This is a genomic window from Alicycliphilus sp. T452 (assembly GCF_054512775.1).
Map to the genome: position 1 here is coordinate 54900 of NZ_JBTNEH010000003.1, position 22027 is coordinate 76926.

Genomic DNA, 22027 nt, shown 5'->3' on the forward strand with positions numbered 1-22027 from the left:
ACTGGCTTCCATCAACCTCCACGGAGAAACTCTAAGTCCTTGTTTTTAAAGGGTTGATCGTCCATCGAGCGATTCTGAAAGCTGGACAAATCCAGTGCTCATGTGTGTAATGGAGTGTGTAACGGGCCAATTTGGAGGCGTTATACACATGGCACTCACAGCACTCAATCTTCTCTCGGCGCGCAAAGTGGAAACGGCGCAGCCCAGGCCCAAGGTGTACCAACTCCGGGACGGAGGCAGCCTCTTTTTGCGCGTTCAGCCTAACGGCTCCAAGCTCTGGTGGTACCGCTACCGGCTGGGCGGCGCTGAACAGGTGTACTCGATCGGGGTATACCCAAAAATCACGCTGGAGGCGGCCCGTGCGGAACGGGACCGGGCAAAGGCGTTGGTCAAGAAGGGCCTCGACCCCATCGTGGAGAAAAAGGCGGCGATCGCCCTCCAGGCCGACACATACGAACGCACGTTCGAGACCGTTGCTCGGGAGTGGATCGTCAGCAATGCTCACTGGAGCGAGTACTACACCAACCAGGTCACCAGCTACCTTGAGAAGGATGTTTTCCCCCGGATTGGCAAGTTGCCGATCAGCAGCATCAGGGCTCCACATCTGCGCCCCATCATCAAGGATGTGGCGGCTCGTGGCGCGAAGACTGTGGCGATCCTCATCCGCCAGTGGTGTGGGCAAATCTTCAGTTATGCGGCTGCCCAAGGTCTCTGCGAATACGATCCTGCCGCCTTGCTCAAGGGACTGGTCAAGCGCCCTCAGGTCCGCCACAACCCTCCGTTGACATGGGCAGAGATCCCGGACTTTCTCAATCGTGTGGACAACGAAGGGGGTTACCAGACGACAGTCCTCGCCCTCAAGCTGATGGCTTTGACCTACGTGCGCACCGTAGAACTGCGCAAGGCCTCCTGGGAAGAGTTCGACCTGGACAACGCCATGTGGTCGATTCCGTCCGAGCGCATGAAGATGCGACGCCCCCATCTGGTTCCCCTGTCACGGCAGGCGGTGGCCGCTCTTAGGGAACTACATGCTCTAACTGGCGGCGGCAAAGTATTGTTCCCGAGCTACAGAAAGCCGGGACAAGTGATGTCGGCAACGACGCTCAATCAAGCACTCAAGCGCATGGGTTATGGCGGACGGTTTTCGTCCCATGGCTTCCGCTCGACCGCAACGACGATCCTTGGACTGTTGGGATATCCGGAGAAGCGGGTCGATCTTCAACTCGCTCATTCCAAAAAGAGCAAGGACTCATCGCGCGCGCCCTACGATCACACGAAGTTTGTGGAGTCCCGCAAGGTAATCATGCAGGACTGGGCTGACATCCTTGACTCATTGCAGGCAGGGAAACCCGTTGAAGGGGTCACGAAGGCGTTTGGCCCCATGTCGAAGCGTAGAACGGCGCTGCTCCGTGTCATAGAGCGCGAGTGATGTCTGCTGCTTGGCGAGTGGAATGCCTAATGCACGTGTAGCACCTTGAACTGAAGACGCAGAACGAGGACATTGGCACTCGACTAGGTTGGAGCATTCTTGGCGACCTGCAGTGCTCTGCGCTCGAACCGCTCTGAAACAACGTCGGCTTGTCCGCAGGGCCGCTGCAGGTGGGTCACGATCTCGTAGGGTCCGTCAGACAGCGGCCGTGTGTGAATGCCCCATCCCTGCGCATGCTCAATGCGCGATTGCGCGGATACCCCGACGCCGTAGCCGGCAGCGACCCATAGCGCGATCATCTCGAAGGAAGAGACACGCTGAATGTTCTGTTGACTCACCGCGGGAAGAGAAGGCAGCCGCTGATCCAGCAAAGGGCAATTCTCTGCAGGCCAGCGAAAGACGGAGTAGTCCAACAGTTCGGCGATCGTGAGCTTCGCCTGGTCAAGTAAGGGAAAGCGCAACGGCATGGCGACGGCCATGTTCTCGGTCCATAGAGGTTGGCTTTTCAGCGACGGATCGCTCGATCCTTCAAGCGTCATGCCCGCGTCGTAGCGGCCTTCCCGAAGTCCCGCAATCAAATCATCGGCTGTGACCTCATGAAACGAAATGGTGACTTCCGGCTCTTCCGCACGCTGCAACGCAAGCAATGCCGAAAGATGCGATGACGGTACGCCAGGCGCTATGGCAAGCCTGAAATTGGAAAAGGAAAACTGGCTGGTGGCGTCGTGCATGAGAGCCCCCACAAAGCGATCGGATCAAAAAGGCGAGCCACCATGATAGCCAAAAGAGATATCTTTAACGTGGTTAAATTCGGTCGATTGATCGACGCTTCTGGTGATGCAGAAGCGCAGCGTTCAACCGGGCCGCCCCCCTGGCACAACCACCTATGAAGCCGAGCCGGCACTGGCCTTCGGCCAAGCGGTGCGTGCTGCCCGCTTGGCGCAGGGAGTCGCTCAGGATGAATTCGCGTCCATGGCTGGTATAGCTCGCTCGCATATGGGCAAGATCGAGCGTGGGGAGCACATGCCCACGCTCGCATTGATACTGAAAATCTCCGCTGCCCTCAGCATAAGTGCGGCAGAGCTGATGAGTGCAACGGAACGCAATCTTCGTGCCGATGCCCAATCTTAAGTGGTGCGGTCCGTTGCGTCAGTCGCTCGAAGGGTCCCGGAGGCGGTCGATAAATCGCACCAGCGAAGCCGATGAGTTGCTGCTTTCGAGTCGAAGCAGGTAGGTGGTGATCACGGCTGTATCCAGCGCCAATGGACGGATCACCACGTCCGGTCGCTGGCTGACCGGAATCTTGGTCGCCGTCATGAAGCCCACGCCGTAGCCGGCACCGACCAAGGTGAGCATCATGTCCAGCGAGGAAACCTCCTCAACGACATTCAGTTTGTGTTCCTGGGTCTGCAGGAGGCGCGCCAACTCGCGGCAGTAGCCTTCGCACACCTGGGGATCGCACAGGACAAGAGGATGCCCCCGGAGTTCATGGAGTGGAACCTCCTTGTGGACGAGCAGTGCGTGCCGGGCTGGCAAGGCGACCACCAGCGGGTCCTGCCAGATAGGTTCGGCGACGATGCCATCACCGACGTCGGCGGTATGAGCGAATCCGATGCAGAAGTCGCCCGAGCGCAGGCCGCGCAACTGCTCGGCCAAAGGCACTTCGGACATCCGTATCTCGATCTCGGGTTCTTCGGCACGGCAACGGGCTAGAAACGCCGACAGCCGGGGATCGAGCGCGCCGTCGGATACGGCGATGCGCAGGCTGCCTCGCAAGCCCGCCGCGACAGCCTTGACGTTCTCGCGGGCCTGCTCCAGGACGGTGAATAGCCGGCGAGTGTCCTGCAGGAACACGGCACCCGCAGCGGTCAGTCGGGTGCCCCGGCGGTCCCGGTCGAAGAGCACAGCGCCTAACTCGTCCTCAAGCTCCTTGATGGCGCGGGACAGAGGAGGTTGCTCAATGTGAAGACGCTCAGCCGCCCGTGTGAAATGAAGTTCTTCGGCCAAAACGATAAAGCAACGCAGGTGCCGCAGTTCCATGAGCAATGTTCCTATTCAGGCGCTGACGACCTCCTTCTGTTTGCTCCACGCGATGCAGGTTGAAAACTTCTTTTAAGCGATGTTTTTTCATATGTTCTTGAGCATGAGATGTAGGCGTTCAACTTTTCCAAACGAGAGGCCGGGCTGTGTTTGACCGAGCATTCAAGAGCCCTGTTTATCCACGGCGCTAAGGTTCAATCTTTACAATGTCCCCAATGCCTTGTACGTATGCGAGTGCATAGGCCATCTCTCCAGAGGTTTGCGCATGCAAAAACATCAATGGTTGTCCGCGTGTTATCTCGTCACCTAAGCGCACCTGCAATTGAATCCCTGCGGCTGGACTCTCAGGCGCACCGGCCAATTTGGCTAAACGAGAAAGCTTACGGTTGTCGATGTGTACTGCTCGGCCTGAAGTGGTTGCCAAAAGCGGTTCGACATAGAGAGCTTGGGGCGGCTCACGAAATCCCCCCTGAGCCGCGCAGATTCTCTGAAATTTTTCCCACGCGCGGCCACTGCTGATCGTCTCATGAGCCAACCGAAGTCCCTCCCCTTCTTTGGCGACGCCGCCAAGCTCAAGCACCGCGCCCGCCACCAACGCCACGCGGTCACATAGGTCTTGCGGCGCATCCGCCTCGTTGCGCAATACGGCCAACACGTCGCGCGCCTCCAACGCCGGGCCGATACCTCTGCCGACAGGCTGATTCCCGTCTGTAAACAGGCAACGCAATACAAGGCCAAATGACGCGGCGACTTCCGAAAGGTGATGCGCAAGATGCTCGGCAGTTTCCCGGCTGCGGACTTTTGCGGTTGGCCCAACCGGAATATCGATCACGATGTGGGTCGCCCCTGCTGCAATCTTCTTGGATAACACCGAGGCAATCAGTTGTCCTTGCGTGTCGATATCCAGTTCACGCTCAATACGCACGAAGATGTCGTCCGCGGGGCTGAGGTGCATCGCGCCGCCCCACGCCACGCATCCACCCTCTTTCTCCACGACCTTTCTGAGCGTATCCAGGTCCAGGTCTACAGGAGCCAGCGTTTCCATGGTGTCCGCGGTGCCAGCGGGAGAGGTGATGGCGCGTGATGAGGTCTTGGGCATCACCAATCCATTGGCTGCGGCGATGGCAACCACCAACGGCGTGGTGCGATTTCCCGGTAATCCGCCCACGCAATGCTTGTCCACAACAATCGGAGCCTGCCATTGCAGGTGATCCCCGACATCGACCATCGCACGGGTGAGATGGATGGTCTCTTGCATATCCAGAGGCAGTACCGCCGTTGCGGTCAGGAAGGCCGAAAGTGCGACATCGGTATAGCGACCATCGACCACATCACGGACGATCGCCTGCAACTCCGTCGTTTGCAGTCGGTGGCCGTGAATTCGCGCACGCACGGCCGACAACGATTCGAGCAGCGGAGGATGCCGAACCTGCACAAGATCGCCCTCATGAATGTCCAGGGCATCCCAGGCGGCCTCGGACAGAGCGATCTGTCCGGTTTTGAGCAGATCGCTGTCGATTTGGTACAGTAGCGCTTGCACAGTGCGGTCGCCGGCAATGATCAGTACCTGTGACCGCGGTGCCAGCCCTTCGGCACGGCAGACATGGCAATCGGTACGCATCAAGACGACGGGTTGATGCTGGGCATGCAGTCGCATGCGCAATGCTTGCAAGGCGGGTGTCTGGGGAGTGATGCGGGCACTCACAGGGCGAACTCCTGGTTTTGCATGGGCACCGATGCGTGCCATTTGAGTTCGCGCTGGATACGTTCGCGCAGCGCCTCGGAGGCATCGGATTCACCGTGAACAATGAACACCCCTTCCGGCGCCCGGGTAAAGCCGCCCAGCCATCGCATCAGTTCATCGCTGTCGGCATGAGCCGACAACATCGGAAGCTCGGCGACCTCCGCATTGATCGGCATCCAGCGTCCATGAATCTTGACTTCGCGAGCGCCCTCAAGCAGTTTGCGTCCGCGCGTACCTGCGGCCTGAAATCCAGAGAACAGCAGCGTGTTCTGATGAATGCCGCCAAACGCTTCTATGTGATGCAACACGCGGCCACCGGTGGCCATGCCGCTGGCGGAAATAATCACCTTGGGGTAGCGATTCGCCGATAGTGCCTTGGACTCTTCAACGTCGCGCACGTATTTGACTTCCGAAAATGCGGCCTCGAAATCGTGTTGCGTGAGCTTGTGGTCGTCGGAGTGGCGGTGCAGCAGCACAGTTGCGTTGGTGGCCATCGGACTGTCCAGATAGACGGGCACGTTGCGGAGCCGACCGCGCTGTCGCAGCAGCCACAAGTCGTAGATCAACGACTGCGCTCGTCCCACGGCAAAAGCGGGAATTACCACCGTGCCTCCGCGGCGAGTCGTGCGCTCGATGATGTCGCCCAGCGCTTCGACGGCATCGGAACGGTCATGACGACGATTGCCATAGGTGGACTCGATGATGATGTAGTCCGCTTCCGTGACTGGTTCAGGATCAGGCATGACCATGTCGTCAAAGCGTCCCAAGTCGCCGGAGAACACCAAACGCTTGCCGCCAATGTCGATCTGAGCCGTCGCCGCCCCAAGAATGTGACCGGCGCTGCGCAGCAGTAGACGGGCATTGCCCGGCAATTCAGTCTCTTGATGCAGCGGCACCGGTTTGAACTGCAGGAGCGTACGTTCTGCATCCCGAACCCGATACAGCGGAAGGGCTGGCTTGTGTTTGGAAAATCCTTTTCGATTGGCGAAATCGGCGTCCTTCTCCTGCAACCAGGCGCTGTCGAGTAGGATGAGTTCGGCGACATCTCGCGTGGCTGAGGTCGAGAAAATCTTCCCGCGGAACCCGTCCAGCACCAATCGGGGCAGATACCCACAATGATCCAGGTGCGCATGCGTTAATACGACCGCATCGATGTCCTTGGGCTCAACTGCCAGGCGCTGCCAGTTAAGTTCGCGCAGGTTTTTCAATCCCTGGAACAGTCCGCAGTCGATCAAGATGCGGGTATTGCCATGGGTGATAAGGTGTTTGGAGCCGGTGACGGTGCCGGCACCGCCCAGGCTGGTCAATGAGAGCATGTATTTGTCTCCCCTCTTGTTTGTGGGTTGTGAAATCAGGAACCGGCGCGGTCGCCGCGGACCGCGTCAGAACCACTTGAAATTCGCTCGTCGGTCGCGGCCGCAGCAACCTGCGAACTGTTCCGGCCGGTCACTTGCGCAGCGGCATAGATGGCGTCCACCCAGGTGCAGCGGTTGGCGATCAACATTCCAGCCACATCGAGCGTGCCGCCGCGGTTGATGTAGCCCAAAGCCCGCGTCTTCGAGGTGCCGCTGTCAATGCGGCGCAGCACACCCAGCATCGGCTCTGGGCGGGTATGGCTTATTAACACGCGAGGCAAGTGAGGCGGGAAGAGTGCTTGCAGGGCTTCGTCACCGACCACGAAGGTGGCCTCAAGGTCATCTCGCGGAATGCGCAGGCGGCCGGGTTCGATCACTACAGTGACGCACGACGCAAGTCCATGGCGCTCCAGGCGGGCGTGGGCTTTGAACGCTTCCTCCAACTGGTAGGCGCCAATCACCACGAACTGCAGTTGTGCTGTAGCCGGATCGCCGGCTACATGGGCTGCTCCGTGCTCAACCAGCGATTGAGCGGCGGCGGCGTTGAAGTGATTCGGCGTGTCGCGCTTGGAGACCACCACACAGGCCACTTGGCCCCGGCTGGCGTAGACCGCTCGCAGCGCGGCGGACGCCGTGTTGGCATCCACCGGGAACAACACGCGTGCGGTGTCCGACATCTCCCCCAGCAATGCTTCGCCAATGGTCGGGTCCTGGTGTGACTGCTCGTTCTTGCTGTTCTCCCAGGTGTGGGATGTGACGATCAGCGGGACGGAGATCCAGCCTGGCGGCTGGCCCAGCTCCTTCTGCCGACGCGCGAAGATGATCTCCTGGCGCATCAATCCAAGCATCTTGACCGCGAATGCCTCGTAGCTGACGATCAGGTTCAGCCCCCCTTTGTTGGCGAGGGCGGCGGCCGCAACGGCTTCTTCATTGAGTGCGGTGACCACCGAGCCATCCGTCGATTCCGGGACGCCGGGTTCGGGCACGTTGACGCGGTGCTTGAGCAGCGCTAGCGTGGTCCCCATCTTGTTGCTGGCCAGTTCATCGGGATTGCCGATCCGGATGCGCAACTGTGGATTTGCCTGCACTAGCTCCACGAACCAACGGTCCAGTGCGGACATGGCGCTGCCCGATACCTCAGTTGGCGCCCAGGCCGGCATCGGCAGATGAGGGCTCGCTGGATGGCGTAGGGCCATGGGGTGCTCGCTTTCGCGCGAGCGCTGGCTCTGGCCGTGATTCGCAAGGACGGTGAGCGCGTTTTCCAGTTCGCTCTCGGGCACGAACAGCGCCGCAGCCCCTGCGTTGAAGGCCTCGCGTGCCTGCGCATCCTCGCGCGGATTGCCGTTCAGCGGCAGGTTGTGGGCGGCATTGGTCGCCGCGCCCGGGAAGCCAAAACCTTTCTCCGTCTCGGCGATCACGTAGGGCAGCTTGACCGGATAGCGCCGATCCGAGCGTGCGGCGAAGGCGCTCAGCGTGTCTTCGGCTTCAACAATGGCCCATGCGATCGCCATCGGATCACGTCCATCAACGATGACGGGATCGAAGCCGTTGTGGCGCAGATCTTCGGCCAGCCAGGTAGCGCCACCTTCCTGCACGATCTGGGTGCGCTGCTCGATGCGCCGTCCGTTGAGAATCATGACCGGGATGGCGAAGCCGCAGTCCTCGGCGCGCCACCAGCGCGGCGCCCAGTCCGAGCCACGTTGTTCCTCGAAAGCGCCATCACTGAGGAATGCCACCAGGCTTTCTCCCGGCAACGGCGTGTGCACATACTGCAGCCCGGCGAACCCCAGATAGCCGCCTTCGGAGATCGCGCCGGCCGTGTTCGGCCCGGCATGGCTACCCAGCGGTACCGCGGGCCGACCCTGCTTATCGATGGCATAGGAGTAGAAGTCCGCGATCAGGAGCGACAGGCCCGCCTCGCTGCGGTCGTAGCGTCCACGCTGGGCGGCGGATACATCGCCGGTCAGTGCGTTCACCGCCTCGATCGCGGCCACGCAGTGCCCCTGCCCCATGAGCCAGCCGCGTGTCGTCCCGGTCAGCGCGTTGGCCAACAGATAACCCACGAAGGCTGGCACCATGTTGAGCGAGCCGCCGGTGTGGCCTTCGGGCGTTTGTTTGAAATCATCGGAGCCCAGTGGGCAGCCGCTTCGGTCGATGCGCCGGGCATAGGTCATATGCGCCACTACGCTCATGGCCGTGCAGGCCACCCGGTCGGCTGCAGCCAGCAGCGCATGGGCCGAGGCTTCGTCTGCTATACGCCTTTGCGCGACCAGACGTTGCACTAGGGCCTGCATACGTTCGATGGTTTCAGACCTGTGCGCGATGGGCCCGTAACCAGCACGCCAATCGGTTGCGAGGTTAGCTTGAGAGGACATTTCAGGTCTCCTTGAAAATAGTTGGATCGATAAAAAGATCAGCCTCGCGGATCGGTTTTCCCGCTAGAGAGAGCGTCGGCAATCAGCGAAGCGAGACCAATCCGGTTGCTCGGATGCGGTACTGCGTCGGTGGACGTAATTCGGGCAAACAACGGTGTCAATTGGGCCCAGGCATCCTCGGCGAACAGGGCATGCACCACTACGCACTCCGGCTTGCGCATTCCTTGCTCGGCGAGCTTGCGCGCCGCGACGGCGAGCGTGCGGCCTGATGATGCGATGTCGTCCACAAGCACCGGCGTTCTGCCGCGCCAGATCGACAGGTCGGGAACATCGATGTCCACGCTGCGATCGCCATGGCGTGTCTTGCGAAGCACAGCGTGCGGTACGCCGATGCGGGACGCGATGGCGCCGGCCCACTGCTCGCTTTCCTCGTCGGGGCCCACGATCAAAGGTTCTTCGACATGATTCGCGATCCAGTCGGCCAGCAGTGGTGCGGCATGCAAGGTGATGGTGGGGATCGTGTAGACCGCTGATAGTGTCGGATAGCGGTGCAGATGCGGATCCACCGTGAGCAGCTTGTCGAAGGTCGATGAGACCAGACGTGCGAAGGACCGCGACGTCACGCTTTCTCCGTCATGGAATCGCTTGTCCTGGCGCATGTAGGCCAGATACGGTGCGATCAGGTTCACCTCTTGCGCGCCAAGTTCGCGCGCCGCGTCAGCGGCAAAAGCCAGAAGCAGGAACTGCGGATCAGGATGGGCCAGCGTGCAAATCACATCCACGATCCGATCGGCAGGTTCGCCATGCAACCGGACATAGCTCTCGCCATCGGGGAATCGGCGCGTTTCGATGCGGCCGGCTTCGCTGCCGCATGCCTGCGCGATGCCGCGGGCCAGATCTTCATTGCCGGGTAGGGCCAGGGTGAGTCGTTGCATCCATTTATCTCCTTATTTGTTGTCCTTGGTCTCTTATCGAGCGCGGGTGCCTTATCGTTCAGCTCGCTGTGTTCACCTTGCCAACTGGCTAATGACGACGGCATTGGCAGTACTGCGTCGACGTGGTAGCTCCACAAGCAACCAGGCTCTTGTCATGAACAGCAACAGAGTGGCTTGCATGGCGTTCAAGGAATCGATCTGCATCAGAATCGCCGTCCTACGGTGATCGTTCCGTAGACCGGGATTTCCTTTTGTCCACGAAATTCGCGGGTGCGGTGGTAGCGGGCTATCGCGATGCGCCAGTTGCCCTGAGTCATCGCGATGCCATAGCCCACATCGGCCACGAATGGCCGTTTATCAACACTATGACTGGACTTGAACGTATTGCCGTCCAACGTGATGTCGTGCAAAACCCAGCGACCGTCGAGTGCCACGAACAGGTGCCCGTTCCAGTTGCTGCCAGCGGTCTTACGCACGGGCGAGGTGTTTTCTCCAGCCGGGCGCAGCGGTGCGGTGCCTAAGTCGTCCGGCAGGCGTAGGCCATAGCGCAGTTCTCCGCCGACATTCGCGTAGGTGGCGAAATTGCCCAAGCTGCCGCCCCAGTGGCGGGTCAGATCCCAACCCCAACCGCTGACGTTTTCTTGCCTGATGACTCGTGTTCGGCGTTCGTGGAGCAACTGCAGCACGGGTTCGTCGCGCAGTTGATGTCTCCAGCCATTGAATCTGTCCACTCCGACGGTGTCATGCCACCAGTTCTGGACTTGCCTGGCCTGGGAGGAGGGCCCCACCACCCCCACGCGGAGTTGCGAAGTGCGCAGCGTATCGCCCCGCCTCGCGTTATAGCCAAGGCTCAACATCAAGGCGCCCGCGAAAGGACGATCATCCTTGATGAGATCGCTGCGCGTTTTGTCGTTCGGGGTGTACATCATCTGCCCGAAGCCGATGGTCATGTTCTGTTCGTCGAAGCCTTGGGGTTGGAGCATCGTGAGAAAGCGATTCAGCCCACGGACGAGACGCGGTAGACAAGGGTCATCGCTATAGTCCACGAGGTTGGGGGAAACCCAACTGGCGAGAAACCCGTTGGAGTACCCTTGGTCTTGTCCAATGCCGCCGAACATGTCGTTGTCGATCCGCAGATTGAGCGTTCCCGTTGAGCGCAGCGGGTTGTCCTGGTGGCAGGACTGGGCCTGTGCGGAGGCGCTCAGCAATAGCAGCAGCAAGGGGGCTGCGACTTTCAGCCTCCATTCAGTTTGGTCGGTGGACTGAACCTTCGTCACGCTGGCGTGCCACCCTGCCCAGGGGTTGCAGTCGCAATGACCGATTGGGGCTGGCGCACCAGCATCACCGGAACTGGTGCGATGCGAGCGAGCTGCTCTGCATCGCTTCCCATCAGCAGCCTGTCCACGCCCCGGCGTCCGTGAGTACCCAACACCACCAACTCGCATTGAGTGGTCAGTGCCTGCTGAGCGATGAGCACCGAGACGCGCTCGCCCTTGCTTTCCAGAAGGACGGTCTCAACCGCCAGGCCTTCCTGCCTCAGCCGCAGCGCCGCCTCGTCCAGCAGCTTCTGCCCGGCCGCCAGGAAGCCCGGCCTCACTTCTTCAATATAGATCCTCGGCCTCTCGAAGCCGTTGCTGTGCTTCATCTCCTCGATGACGTGCAGCAAGACGATGGTTGCGCCATTCAGGCGTGCCAGCACCGCAGCGTGGTGGAGCGCCAAATCGGCAGTAGGACTTCCGTCGAGCGGAACCAGGATTCTTGAGTACATGAATGTCTCCAGTTATCAGAGTAGAACGGGATGACGAACAGATATTGCGTATACCGTGTCGCAATAGCGGACGCGGGATACGCTTATTCAGTTGCGTACATATTCCCCTGGGGCGTCGCAAACAGTGGGGTATCCACTGGATTCAGCACCTATGAGCGGAGGCGCAACAACATCACCGGAACGCTCTCGCAGCCACGCCGACCATGCGGGCCACCAGGAATCCGGATGCGTCTGCATCGTCGCTTGCCACTCATCCGGCGCCATGTATCCATCACCGGCCGCGCGGGTATGGATTTGATATTGGCGGTTACCTCGGCCGGGCTCGCTCACGATGCCGCCGTTGTGTCCTCCAGTGGTCAGCACGAAAGTCAGCTCGGCCGAAGACAGGAGATGCAGCTTGTAAACCGAGCGCCAAGGCGCAATATGATCCGAGGCAGTGCCGACGCAAAACACCGGTACAGCGATGTCTCCCACTGAAACGGGGCGACCCGTGACGGGATAACGCCCCGCGCTGAGATCGTTATTCAGGTAAAGGCGTCGGAGATACTGCGAATGCATCTTCGCGGGGAGGCGAGTCCCATCGGCATTCCAAGCCATCAGGTCGGTCATTGCCCGGCGATCGCCCAATAGGTATTCGTCAATCATGCGAGACCATATGAGATCGTAGGAACGCAGTAGCTGAAAAGCTCCGCTCATCTGGTCGGAGGTCAAATAACCGGTTTGAGCCATGCTGGCTTCCAACAGCGCCACTTGACTCTCGTTGATGAAAAGACTCAGCTCGCCCGGTTCGCTGAAGTCCGTCTGTGCGGCAAGCAGGCTTACCGACACCAGCCGCGTATCGCCATCACGCGCCATGGCTGAAGCACCAATGGCCAGTAGCGTTCCGCCCAGGCAATAACCAGCCGCGTGGACTCCATGCCCGGGGACGACGGAAGTCACAGCGTCCAGCGCTGCATGCAGGCCGAACTCCAGGTACTCATCCATGCCCAAATCTCGATCCTCAGCATCCGGATTTCTCCAGGAGATGCAAAAAACCGTATGCCCTTGCGCAACCAGATACCGTATCAGCGAGTTATGCGGTGACAGATCCAGTACGTAGTACTTCATGATCCAGGCAGGAATGATCAGGATCGGTTCGGGATGGACTTTCTCGGTAGTGGGCGTGTACTGAATCAGTTCGATCAGTCGATTTCTCAGAACGACTTTTCCTTCCGTGACCGCTACGTCGCGCCCAACGACGAAGTTCTCCGTTCCCGCGGGAGGCTGGCCGGATAGTTGCCGACGCAAGTCGTCGAGAAAGTTGGACGTCCCCCGCGCTAGATTGGCGCCTTGCTCTGCGATGGTTCTTTTCAGGACAACGGGGTTGAAAACCGCAGCGTTGGCGGGCGAAAGCATTTCCAGCCACTGTTTGGCGCCAAACGCCAGCAGGCGTTGGTGTTTCGGATCCACTCCCCACACCCCCTGCGTGGCCTGCTCCCACCATTTGGTCTGATTGACGAATGAACTGCGGAAAAGGTCGTAGGGCCATTGATCCCATGCAGGATCGTTGAAGCGGCGGTCATTGACAGGTGACCGGTCAGGAGCGGTGGCTCCCCGGTCCGGGTTGGCCGGATTCTTCTTCAATACGGCCATCCATTGCTCGGACAGGGAGGCTGCAAACGCCAAAAGCTCGGCTTGCTTGCCAGGACTGTTTGCTAAATGGCTCGCCCAGTCCACCCACGCGAGCAACGATGTCTCCGGCGAAATAGACGACCAAGCCTGTGCCCAAGCGACATGGGCATCCCCATCCAACTTCGGATTGATGGCTGAGTCGATATTGCCGTTCTTTTTATTCGTCAAAGCGTATTACCTCTATTTCTGCACAAGTAGAAAGAGCCCCTTGCTTGAAAACGGGAGTCGATTGCGATTTCCTGGGCGACGACGCCTCGCCAGCGCGTCAGCGATGTATCCATCTGCCAGCTCGCTCCGCTGTTTCGCTTCGCCTAACCGGCCATCAGGCTGATTACCAGTGCGTTCGCAATATCGATGACGAACCCACATACCAAGGGCACCACAATGAACGCCTCGCGTGCCGCACCATGCTCCCGAGTCACCGCCGTCATGTTGGCGATGGCAGTGGCGGTAGATCCCAGCGCAATACCGCCGAAACCCGCGCACACCACGGCGGCTTGGTAATCCTTGCCCATTGCCCGAAAAACAATCAGCAAAACGAATGCGATGACCAAGGCAATCTGCACCAGCATCGCCGCCGTGATGAAGGCGAGCACGGGCTGCAGTTCCCAGAGCCTGAGTCCCATCAGCGCCATGGTCAGAAACAGGCCCAATGACATGTCGGAAACCAGGGCGATGCCTGGCTGCATGCTCGGCCAGTTCCATAAACGTCCGCGCCCACTTGGCCTCATCCAGTCGGCCGCCATGCGCAGGAGAATTCCGGCCAGCAGGCAGCCCACAAAGGCGGGCAGCGTGACGGCGGTACGCGCGACCAAGGCATTGATTCCGTATCCCAACATCAAGGCGAAGTTGAGCCAGAGCAATGCCAGCAGCAGGCCGTAGTAGTCCAGGCGGGCATGCTGCTCATCCCTGTGCAGCGTGCCAATTTCCAGGGCGCTGTCCCCAGAGGCTTGAAGCCGATGCCTACGCATGAGCAAGCTTGCGACTGGGCCCCCGATGGTGCAGGCCGCGATCAGGCCGATCATGTTCGCTGCCAATCCCAGTTCCTGCGCTTGCGCAATGCCGAGGTTGTGAACGAAGTGATCGGACCAGGCCAAGGTGGTGCCCACGCCTCCTGTCAGGGAAATCGATCCCACCATCAGCCCGGTGCGCGGATCCAGGCCGAAGGCGCGTGCCATCTCCATCCCGGCCAGGTTCTGCAGCACCATGAACCCGATGGCCAACCCCGACAGGATCAGCAAGGGCCGTCCACCATGGCGCAGCGTGCGGGCGTCGGTACCCAGGCCAATGGCCGCAAAGAAGTACAGCAGCAGCGCGTCACGCGCTTCGAGATCGAAACTGATGACGATCCCCGCACCGTAGTACAGGGCGAAGACAACCAGGGCGCAGGCCAAGCCGCCCACCAGGGATTCCGGGATGCTGTATCGACGCAAGATGCCCCAACGCGCAACCAAGCCCTTGCCCACGAACAACAGCAGGATGGCGAGCGTGAATCCATGGAAGGCATCGATCGTCATCGCGCCTTCTCCCTGTCCAGGCAGGACAGCGCATGGCTGGCGGCTATCCACTCTTCGTTGGTGGGCTCGACCGCCACGGTGACCTGACTGTGATCGCTGGAAATCGTCGCCGCGTGGCTGGCGTTGGCATCGGTATCCAAGGCAATGCCCAAAAAGCCCAGCGCCGCACAGATGCGCTCGCGAATGAACGCATTGTGTTCACCGACACCCGCCGTGAACACCAGCATGTCCAGGCCACCCAGCACGGCGACCAAGGCCCCGATCTCGCGTACGATGCGGCGCACGTAAAGGGCCAGTGCCAAGCGCGCTCGCTCCCCCGTTTCGCCTGCATCGTTCTCGTGTCCGACAATGACGCGCGGCTCGGCCGAGATTCCCGAAACGCCGAGCAGGCCGGACTCGTGATAGAGGACGCGCCCCACTTGCTCCAGTGAGAGCTTCTCGATTTCCATCAGGTAGAGCACCGCACCCGGATCGAGCGCGCCGGTGCGGGTGCCCATCATCAGGCCGTCAAGCGCGGAGAAGCCCATGGTGGTGGCCGCGCTTTTGAGTCCACGCATGGCGCACAGACTGGCGCCACTGCCCAGATGGGCAACGACGGTGCGACCGCGCGCGGCGTCGCCATGGCGTTCGGGCAAGGCCACTGCCATGTACTCATACGACAGGCCGTGAAACCCGTACCGACGCAGACCGCGCTCCCATGCGGCATAGGGCAACGGCAGGACCTTCTCGACCTGGGGCAAAGTGTGGTGGAAGGCCGTGTCGAAGCAGGCCATCTGTGGCAGATCGGGCTGCTCCCGCAGCAGGATCTCCACGGCTTCGAGCGCGAATGGCTGGTGCAGCGGGGCCAGAGGAATGTAGCCCTTGAGGTCGGCCAGGACATTCGCGTCCACGCGCACGGGCATGAAGTATTTACTGCCGCCGTGGACGATACGATGGGCGACCGCACCGATCCGGCGGCCGTCGAGCCGCTGGCTGACACGATCGCGGATGAGGCGCAGTGCGGCGCGATACGGATGTGCCGTTTCCAGTTCGATCGGGAACGGCGCAACCCCCGTCTCTCCGAAATCCGGGTTGGCGCCACCGATTCCCTGCACCTTGCCATTCCACAATGCCTGGCGCGGCAGTGGCGCGGCCGAGGAATCGAACACCGCGAACTTGATACTGGATGAGCCGCAGTTCAGCACAAGGATCAGTCTGTGTTCGTGGCGCCTAGAGCGGGCCATGGTGACGTCCATCAGGTCGTCCTCTCTGCGCGCCGTCCGTGCGACCTCGCCAAGGTGTGCGCGGTTGTCTGCGGTCTCATCGTCTTCAGACTTAGCGCGCTGTGTAGCCGCCATCGGCGATGAGCTGGGTGCCAGCAAGGAAGCTGCTTCCTTCCGATAGCAAAAACGCCACGGCATGGGCGATTTCGTCCGGTGTACCCAGGCGACCGATCGGATGCAGGCCAACGGCCTCTTGGAGGGCCGATTCATCCAGGAAATCCAGGATGGGCGTACGTACGTAACCGGGATGGATCGAATTGATCCGGATTCCCTTGGGGGCATAGGCCAGCGCTGCCGACCGGGTCAGCCCGGTAACAGCATGCTTGGCTGCGACGTACGCGGGGTTCGCTGCGTCGCCCACCACTCCGAGGATGGAGGAGACGTTGACGATGGCGCCGCCTCCAGAGCGCAGGATGGCGGGAATCTGATGGCGCAGGCCATAGAACACGCCGTTCAGGTTGACATCGATCACCCGGCTCCAGGCGGCAGGGTCCAGTTCCCCCACAGGACTCTGGTCGCCACTGATACCGGCGTTATTGACGGCAAAATGAAGGTCGCCAAACGCATCGACCGCGCAGGCCACGGCAGCCTGGACCTCATCGATGCGTGCCACGTCGGCCACATTGGCCACGGCGTGGCCGCCCTCGGCGTTGATGAGACTGGTGACGCGCTGCGCATTGTCGGCGCTGACGTCCGAGACCACGACATTCAGACCGTTGCTCGCAAGAAGCCGGGCGATGCTCTCGCCAATGCCGGATCCTGCACCGGTGACCAGGGCTACGCGGCCAGAGAATGAATACTGCATGGTGTTTTCTCCAAAGGGGTGGTTAAGTTGCTAACAAGTCCGCTCAAGGGGGCGACAGCCGATAGTGATGGGCCAGCATCAGTGCAATCGCGCATGAGGCGATGCGCGTATCGCGCGAGTCGGCACGGCTGGTCAGAATGACCGGCACCTTGGCTCCAAGGACGATCCCGGCGCTGGCTGCTCCGCCCAGGAAGATCAACTGCTTGGCAAGCATGTTGCCGCTCTCCAGGTCAGGCACGGCGAGGATGTCAGCCTGCCCGGCAACCTCGGAGACGATCCCCTTGGTACGCGCAGCGGCGATGGAGACCGCGTTGTCGAAGGCGAGCGGCCCGTCGAGCAGGCCGCCAGTGATCTGGCCGCGATCAGCCATCTTGCACAGCGCCGCCGCGTCCAGCGTGGCCGTCATCGTCGGGCTCACCGTCTCGACCGCGGCCAGGATCGCGACCTTGGGTTCGCGCACGCCGATTACCTGCGCCAGCTCGATGGCGTTGCGGATGATGTCCGCCTTCTGTTCCAGAGTCGGGGCGATATTGATCGCCGCATCGGTGACGATGAACGGGCGCGGATAGGCCGGTGTCTGTAGCAAAAAGCAATGGCTGACCCGACGCTTGGTGCGCAACCCTGCCGCAGTCGAAACCAGCGCGGACATCAGCTCGTCGGTATGCAGGCTCCCTTTCATCAGGGCTTCGACTTCACCTGAGGCCGCCAGGGCGACGGCTTGCTGCGCGGCGGCGTGGCTGTGGGGTGCGTCCACAATGGCGACGTCGGCCAGATCCAGCCCGGCCTCCGCGGCGACTGCCTCCAGCCGCGCCTGTGGCCCGACCAGCACCGGTTCGATCAGTCCCGCATGGCGTGCTTCGAGCGCAGCGGACAGGCTGGGAGAATCGCAGGGGTGGACGACAGCCACACGAATCGGTTGCAAGTGCGCGACATGCGCCAGCAGGCTTTGCAGGCCTGTGCGGCCCTGCGCATTCGGGTGGATTTCCGGCAACACGGTGCGCGTTCGTTCCAAGCGTTCGGTGGGCGCCACGACCTCTACCTGGCCTTGGAAAACCGCTACCCCCTCCTGGTTGGTGCAGGTGCAGGCCAGCGTGACATGGTGGTTGGCCGTGTCCTTGCTGGTCACCTGCATCCGCACGGTCAGCCTGTCGCCGGGTCGAACGGCCCCGAGGAAGCACAGATTCTGGTTGACATAGCGGGTTCCAGGCCCCGGCAGGCGTGTGCTCAGCACAGCCGAGATCAGGGCGTTTGCACAAATGGCCTCCGTGGTGCCCCGAGCGCTTGAGGACACAGCAGGTTCTGGATCCACATCGCCCGATTGCAGCGCGAACATGTGGATGTCTTGCGACGAAAACGCGCGTTCGAGGCTGGCGCTGTCGCCGATGGCGATCTCGTCGAAGGTTCGGTTGCGCAGGACATGCCATGCATCGGCAGTGGCATCGACCGGTTTGGGCGAAGTCGTCATTTGCTTTTTCCTCGCCGTGTTTGTCTTATCTGCGGCGCGACGGGTGTCTTGGATACCGTTGTCTTTTGAGGCGCCTTCGGCTTTGGCGAGGCAGTCTTTGGTCTCGTGTCCGCCACCGTAGAGCGTGGGTCATTGGCAGAGGGCATAGCGGGCGCCGAAGCCGCCTGCACCTGACGGATCGCCTGCTCGAACAGGGTAGACACCTGCTTCAACCTGGCTTGCTCTGGTGCGGACAGCGCATCGCCGCTACCGATCACTTGCGTGATCATCCCCGCGACCTGTCGGATGTCATCTGGCGCTATGTTGCTCAGCAGCCCGGGAATGGCGGACATCACGGCGTCCTCGTCGAACCTCATGAGCAAAGCCTGGCGACGCACGAGGTGGCGGAAGGCCTGCATGTCGAAGTCGTCGCCCAGTTGGGGGCGCACCAGCTCTTCTGCGTGGCGAAAATGCCGCGCGTCGGCCTCGCCACGCGCGGCCAGGACGAAGAACAGTGCCCGGATGGCTGCTTCCACCAGCCCACCGCTGTGAACGTCTCCTTCGAGGTGGGTCAATTCTTGCACCAGATACTGGCGGTGCTCGGGCGTCTCGCTGGGATGGGCCCGCGGCGGTGCCTCATCGTGCAGGCTCTGCCCTGTCATGGCCTGCACCAGCGGCAGGCTGTACAGCGTGTCAAAGGCTTGCGCATAGGTCCGGTCGCGGCAATCGCGGAATTGATCCAGCATCTGTTCGACGGCGGTGGAAAACTGTGTCTGCAGTTGCAGGAAAGGATTGGCCTCGGTGACGGGTTGGCGGTGCGCGCGCACATGATGCGCAGCCTTCTGCACGGCGGCTGCCAGCGGCTGGCGGTCGGACCACAGTTCGTAGCCGATGCGCAGGGGATGCAGGGGCTCCAGCGACCGTGCGCCCTCGGTCGTGACCCAGGCGCGTACCCACGGCTGCACGAAGCTGCGGTAGCAGGCCAAGTTGATCTCGGAGATCCGCGCAGCGGCGGCAAAACGGCGATCGCTCTCGGGATCGGGGCGAACGATCTCACGGATTTCATCGATGTTGCTGCGGCGAATCCGGGTCAGGTAGGCGTCACTGGCTGGTTCGCCTTCCTGGGCGTCGTCGTGATGCTCGTCGATCTGCATGTGGTGGATGCCGGCTGGCAGCACGTCGATGATGTCGATGTTGGCTGCGAACTCCCGGTGCTCTTTGCGCCCGACGCTCCCGGAGACGAAGATGCCCAGATGCCCGATGCTGTCATGGGTGGCGTAGACGATGGTCTGGTCATGTCCCACCACATCCAGGTCGTTGCGGTACAGGTCGGTGATCCAGCCCAGGGCCTGGGGCGGTGGAGTGATGTTGTCCCCATAGGAGCAGAACACCACGATCGGCGAGCGAATATTGCGCAGGTCAATGCGCACGCCATCGGACGTCACCAGTTGGGCCGTACTCAGCTTGTTGCCGATGAACAGGTTGTCGACGATGTACTGCATCTCCACGTCGTTCAGGAAGACGTGGCCGCCCCAGTACTTCTCGAACTGCAGGTGGCGCGGGCCTTCCGTGTCGACCTTGGCGTACAGGTTGTACTGTTTGGTCCAAAGCGTATTGGCCGGGTCCAGGTTTTCGAAGTTCTGAACCAGCCAGGCACCATCGAACCGACCAGCTCCTAGGTCGCTGGTCAATGCCGTCAACCAACTACCGCCAGTGAGGCCGCCTGCGTAGCGCATCGGCATGTCGCCCGCCCAGTACGACAGTGGCGCGCCGGCCACGATGATCGGCCCGAACAGCTCGGGCCAGACGGCGGCTGCCATCAGGATCTGCCAGCCCGCCTGGCAATTGCCGATGACCGCAGGCTTGCCGCGGCTGTCGGGGTGCAGCTCGCCGACCTTGCGCACGAAGGCCGCTTCGGCTCGCATGACGTCCTCGACGGTCTGACCGGGAACGGGATCGGGCAGAAAGCCAACGAAGTAGCAGGGATGACCCGCCTTGAGGGCCGCGCCGACCTCGCTGTCAGGTTTGAAGCCGCCGATGCCTGGGCCGTGGCCCGCGCGTGGATCGACCACCACGAACGGTCGCTTGCGGGGATCGCTCGGCGTGTCGGCTGGCGGCTGGATGCGTACGAGGCCATAGTTGACTGGCCGCGGAAGATCCAGCCCGGACATGACGATCTCGCAAGCGAAGTCCAGTACGTTCGGCGTACGCTCCTGCAAATGCGCCTGGTACTGGTTGCCGCGTTGGCGGCGAACGTCGGCATACAGAATTAGCCGCTGCCAGGCATCCACTACATACTCGGTTGCCTTCGCCGGGAGTCGCAATGGATCCCACAGCAACTGCCCCCAATCGGTCGTTGGAGATGTCGTGGTGTCTCGGTTCATGGCGATGGGCACTCCCTGTATGCTGAAAAGGAAAACGAATAGAAAGGAGCCGCCGACACAGCGCCCTGGCGGCCCTGCCGCAGTCAGTACATGTGCTGGCCACCATTCATCGAGACGTTGCTGCCGGTCATGAATCCCGCAGACTCGCTGGCGATGAATGCCACCAGTGCTGCGACTTCCGCAGGCCGCCCTAGGCGGCCTACCGGGATACCGGCGATCACCTGCTTGACCACGCCCTCGGTCATGTTCGTCACCATCTTCGTGTCCAGATACCCCGGCGAGACGGTGTTGACCGTCACGCCTTTGCGCGCCACTTCCTGTGCGAGGGCTTTTGTGAAGCCATGCATGCCGGCTTTTGCGGCGGAGTAGTTGGTCTGGCCGAACTGCCCCTTGGAGCCGTTGATGGAGGAGATGTTGATGATCCGGCCCCAGCCCCTGTCGAGCATGCCGTCGATGAATGGCCGGGTCACGTTGAATACGGAATCGAGATTGACGCGCAGGACGGCATCCCAATCGGCGTAGCTCAGCTTGCGGAACGTGGCATCGCGCGTGATGCCCGCGTTGTTGACCAGGATGTCGATGCGATGCCCGTCTGTGTGGATGCGGTCAGCCAGTTCCTGGCAACGGGCATGGTCGGCCACATCCGCGCCGTAGGCGGCGAAGTCGTAACCTTCGCCGGCTTGGGTTTTCAGCCACGCGCCAATGCTGGCATTGCCCGGCGAATGGACGATGAGCACGGTATGGCCCGCATCGTGCAAGGCCCGGGCGATGGCTTCGCCCAGGCCGCCGCTGCCGCCGGTGACCAGTGCAGTGCGTTGCTCAGCCGGCATTGCGACCACCTGTCTTGGCTGGTGCGTCCTTGTCCTGTGCCTTGGCCCACACCGCTCCCCATTGCTTGAAAATATCCTGGAACGGCAATATCGCATCTGCCTGGCCTACGGCCTGCGTGACCGATTTCTGCCAGTCCTGAATGGCTTGCTGCAGGCCTTGGGTGAAGGTGGTCTGATTCTTGATTGCGACTTGCGTTAGTGCCTGCGCGCCACCCATCTGGTGCTGAAACTGACGCCAGAAGGCCTGCGCGGGCAGCGTGGCCAACTCCTGCCAGTTCTGGGCCTTGAGCAGGCTTTCGATCTCAGTGCCGGACTCGGCAATGTTTTCGCTGCCCGCGCGCGTGGCGTTCTCCAGCCATTGCTGGCCGTTTTCCTGCATCAGGCGCTGCAGGCGCAGTTGCAGTTCCAGGTTCGCCTTGAAGAGGTTGAGGGGGATGGTTTCATTGCTCATGGTCAAACTCCTTGCTT

18 protein-coding genes are annotated in these 22027 nt (G+C 61.3%); 2 read left to right on the forward strand and 16 right to left on the reverse strand.

All coding sequences use genetic code 11. The features are described from left to right. The first annotated feature begins 148 nt into the window (after positions 1–148). On the forward strand, positions 149–1429 hold the full coding sequence (locus ACX12L_RS03270; RefSeq protein ID WP_459261326.1) for a tyrosine-type recombinase/integrase: 1281 nt from the start codon (positions 149–151) through the stop codon (positions 1427–1429). An 83-nt stretch (positions 1430–1512) separates the two neighbouring features. Here the strand turns inward: ACX12L_RS03270 and ACX12L_RS03275 are convergent, their stop codons facing one another. Then, positions 1513–2160: a substrate-binding domain-containing protein gene (locus ACX12L_RS03275; protein ID WP_020307796.1), complete on the reverse strand. Its 648-nt coding sequence runs from the start codon at positions 2158–2160 to the stop codon at positions 1513–1515. Positions 2161–2266: 106 nt separating this feature from the next. Between ACX12L_RS03275 and ACX12L_RS03280 the strand changes: the two genes are divergently transcribed. Continuing rightward, the gene (locus ACX12L_RS03280; RefSeq protein ID WP_003050003.1) at positions 2267–2560 is read left to right on the forward strand and encodes a helix-turn-helix domain-containing protein; all 294 of its coding nucleotides are present in this window, start codon (positions 2267–2269) and stop codon (positions 2558–2560) included. An 18-nt stretch (positions 2561–2578) separates the two neighbouring features. Here ACX12L_RS03280 and ACX12L_RS03285 read toward each other — a convergent pair whose 3' ends face one another. The 15 genes from ACX12L_RS03285 to ACX12L_RS03355 all read right to left on the reverse strand — a co-directional run bounded on the left by ACX12L_RS03285 (position 2579) and on the right by ACX12L_RS03355 (position 22010). After that, positions 2579–3469: a LysR family transcriptional regulator gene (locus ACX12L_RS03285; protein ID WP_003050005.1), complete on the reverse strand. Its 891-nt coding sequence runs from the start codon at positions 3467–3469 to the stop codon at positions 2579–2581. A 187-nt stretch (positions 3470–3656) separates the two neighbouring features. Next, the gene (locus ACX12L_RS03290) at positions 3657–5174 is read right to left on the reverse strand and encodes a thymidine phosphorylase family protein (RefSeq protein ID WP_020307800.1); all 1518 of its coding nucleotides are present in this window, start codon (positions 5172–5174) and stop codon (positions 3657–3659) included. Beyond that, on the reverse strand, positions 5171–6529 hold the full coding sequence (locus tag ACX12L_RS03295) for an MBL fold metallo-hydrolase RNA specificity domain-containing protein (protein WP_026320714.1): 1359 nt from the start codon (positions 6527–6529) through the stop codon (positions 5171–5173). The genes ACX12L_RS03290 and ACX12L_RS03295 overlap by 4 nt, the downstream gene beginning before the upstream one ends. A 35-nt stretch (positions 6530–6564) precedes the next feature. Further along, positions 6565–8943, reverse strand: coding sequence for a phosphoketolase family protein (locus tag ACX12L_RS03300; RefSeq protein ID WP_003296537.1), 2379 nt, complete (start codon positions 8941–8943; stop codon positions 6565–6567). Between the two features lie 38 nt (positions 8944–8981). After that, complete coding sequence (locus ACX12L_RS03305) at positions 8982–9878, reverse strand: ribose-phosphate pyrophosphokinase (RefSeq protein ID WP_003050021.1); 897 nt, start codon at positions 9876–9878, stop codon at positions 8982–8984. Between the two features lie 203 nt (positions 9879–10081). Then, a complete protein-coding gene (locus tag ACX12L_RS03310; protein ID WP_018715726.1) occupies positions 10082–11155 on the reverse strand; it encodes a lipid A deacylase LpxR family protein in 1074 nt (357 codons plus the stop codon). Continuing rightward, positions 11152–11646 carry a universal stress protein gene (locus tag ACX12L_RS03315; protein WP_018715727.1) on the reverse strand — a complete coding sequence of 165 codons (495 nt, stop codon included), beginning with the start codon at positions 11644–11646 and terminating at the stop codon, positions 11152–11154. Before ACX12L_RS03315 ends, ACX12L_RS03310 begins: the two co-directional genes overlap by 4 nt. A gap of 87 nt (positions 11647–11733) precedes the next feature. Then, positions 11734–13485 (reverse strand): PHA/PHB synthase family protein, encoded by a 1752-nt coding sequence (locus tag ACX12L_RS03320; protein ID WP_020307805.1) that lies wholly within the window; start codon positions 13483–13485, stop codon positions 11734–11736. Positions 13486–13628: 143 nt separating this feature from the next. After that, positions 13629–14834 carry a sodium/glutamate symporter gene (gene gltS, locus ACX12L_RS03325; RefSeq protein ID WP_003050035.1) on the reverse strand — a complete coding sequence of 402 codons (1206 nt, stop codon included), beginning with the start codon at positions 14832–14834 and terminating at the stop codon, positions 13629–13631. Further along, positions 14831–16069, reverse strand: a complete 1239-nt coding sequence (locus tag ACX12L_RS03330) for an acetate/propionate family kinase (RefSeq protein ID WP_051084431.1) — start codon at positions 16067–16069, stop codon at positions 14831–14833. Before ACX12L_RS03330 ends, gltS begins: the two co-directional genes overlap by 4 nt. A gap of 79 nt (positions 16070–16148) precedes the next feature. Further along, positions 16149–16901, reverse strand: coding sequence for an SDR family NAD(P)-dependent oxidoreductase (locus ACX12L_RS03335; RefSeq protein WP_018715730.1), 753 nt, complete (start codon positions 16899–16901; stop codon positions 16149–16151). A gap of 43 nt (positions 16902–16944) precedes the next feature. After that, a complete protein-coding gene (locus ACX12L_RS03340) occupies positions 16945–18366 on the reverse strand; it encodes a bifunctional enoyl-CoA hydratase/phosphate acetyltransferase (protein WP_459261327.1) in 1422 nt (473 codons plus the stop codon). Then, a complete protein-coding gene (locus ACX12L_RS03345) occupies positions 18363–20729 on the reverse strand; it encodes a DUF3141 domain-containing protein (RefSeq protein WP_459261328.1) in 2367 nt (788 codons plus the stop codon). Before ACX12L_RS03345 ends, ACX12L_RS03340 begins: the two co-directional genes overlap by 4 nt. Positions 20730–20812: 83 nt before the next feature. Next, positions 20813–21559 (reverse strand): acetoacetyl-CoA reductase, encoded by a 747-nt coding sequence (gene phbB / locus ACX12L_RS03350; protein ID WP_153160106.1) that lies wholly within the window; start codon positions 21557–21559, stop codon positions 20813–20815. Beyond that, positions 21549–22010, reverse strand: a complete 462-nt coding sequence (locus ACX12L_RS03355; protein WP_044396478.1) for a phasin family protein — start codon at positions 22008–22010, stop codon at positions 21549–21551. The genes phbB and ACX12L_RS03355 overlap by 11 nt, the downstream gene beginning before the upstream one ends. Between the last annotated feature and the right edge of the window lie 17 nt (positions 22011–22027).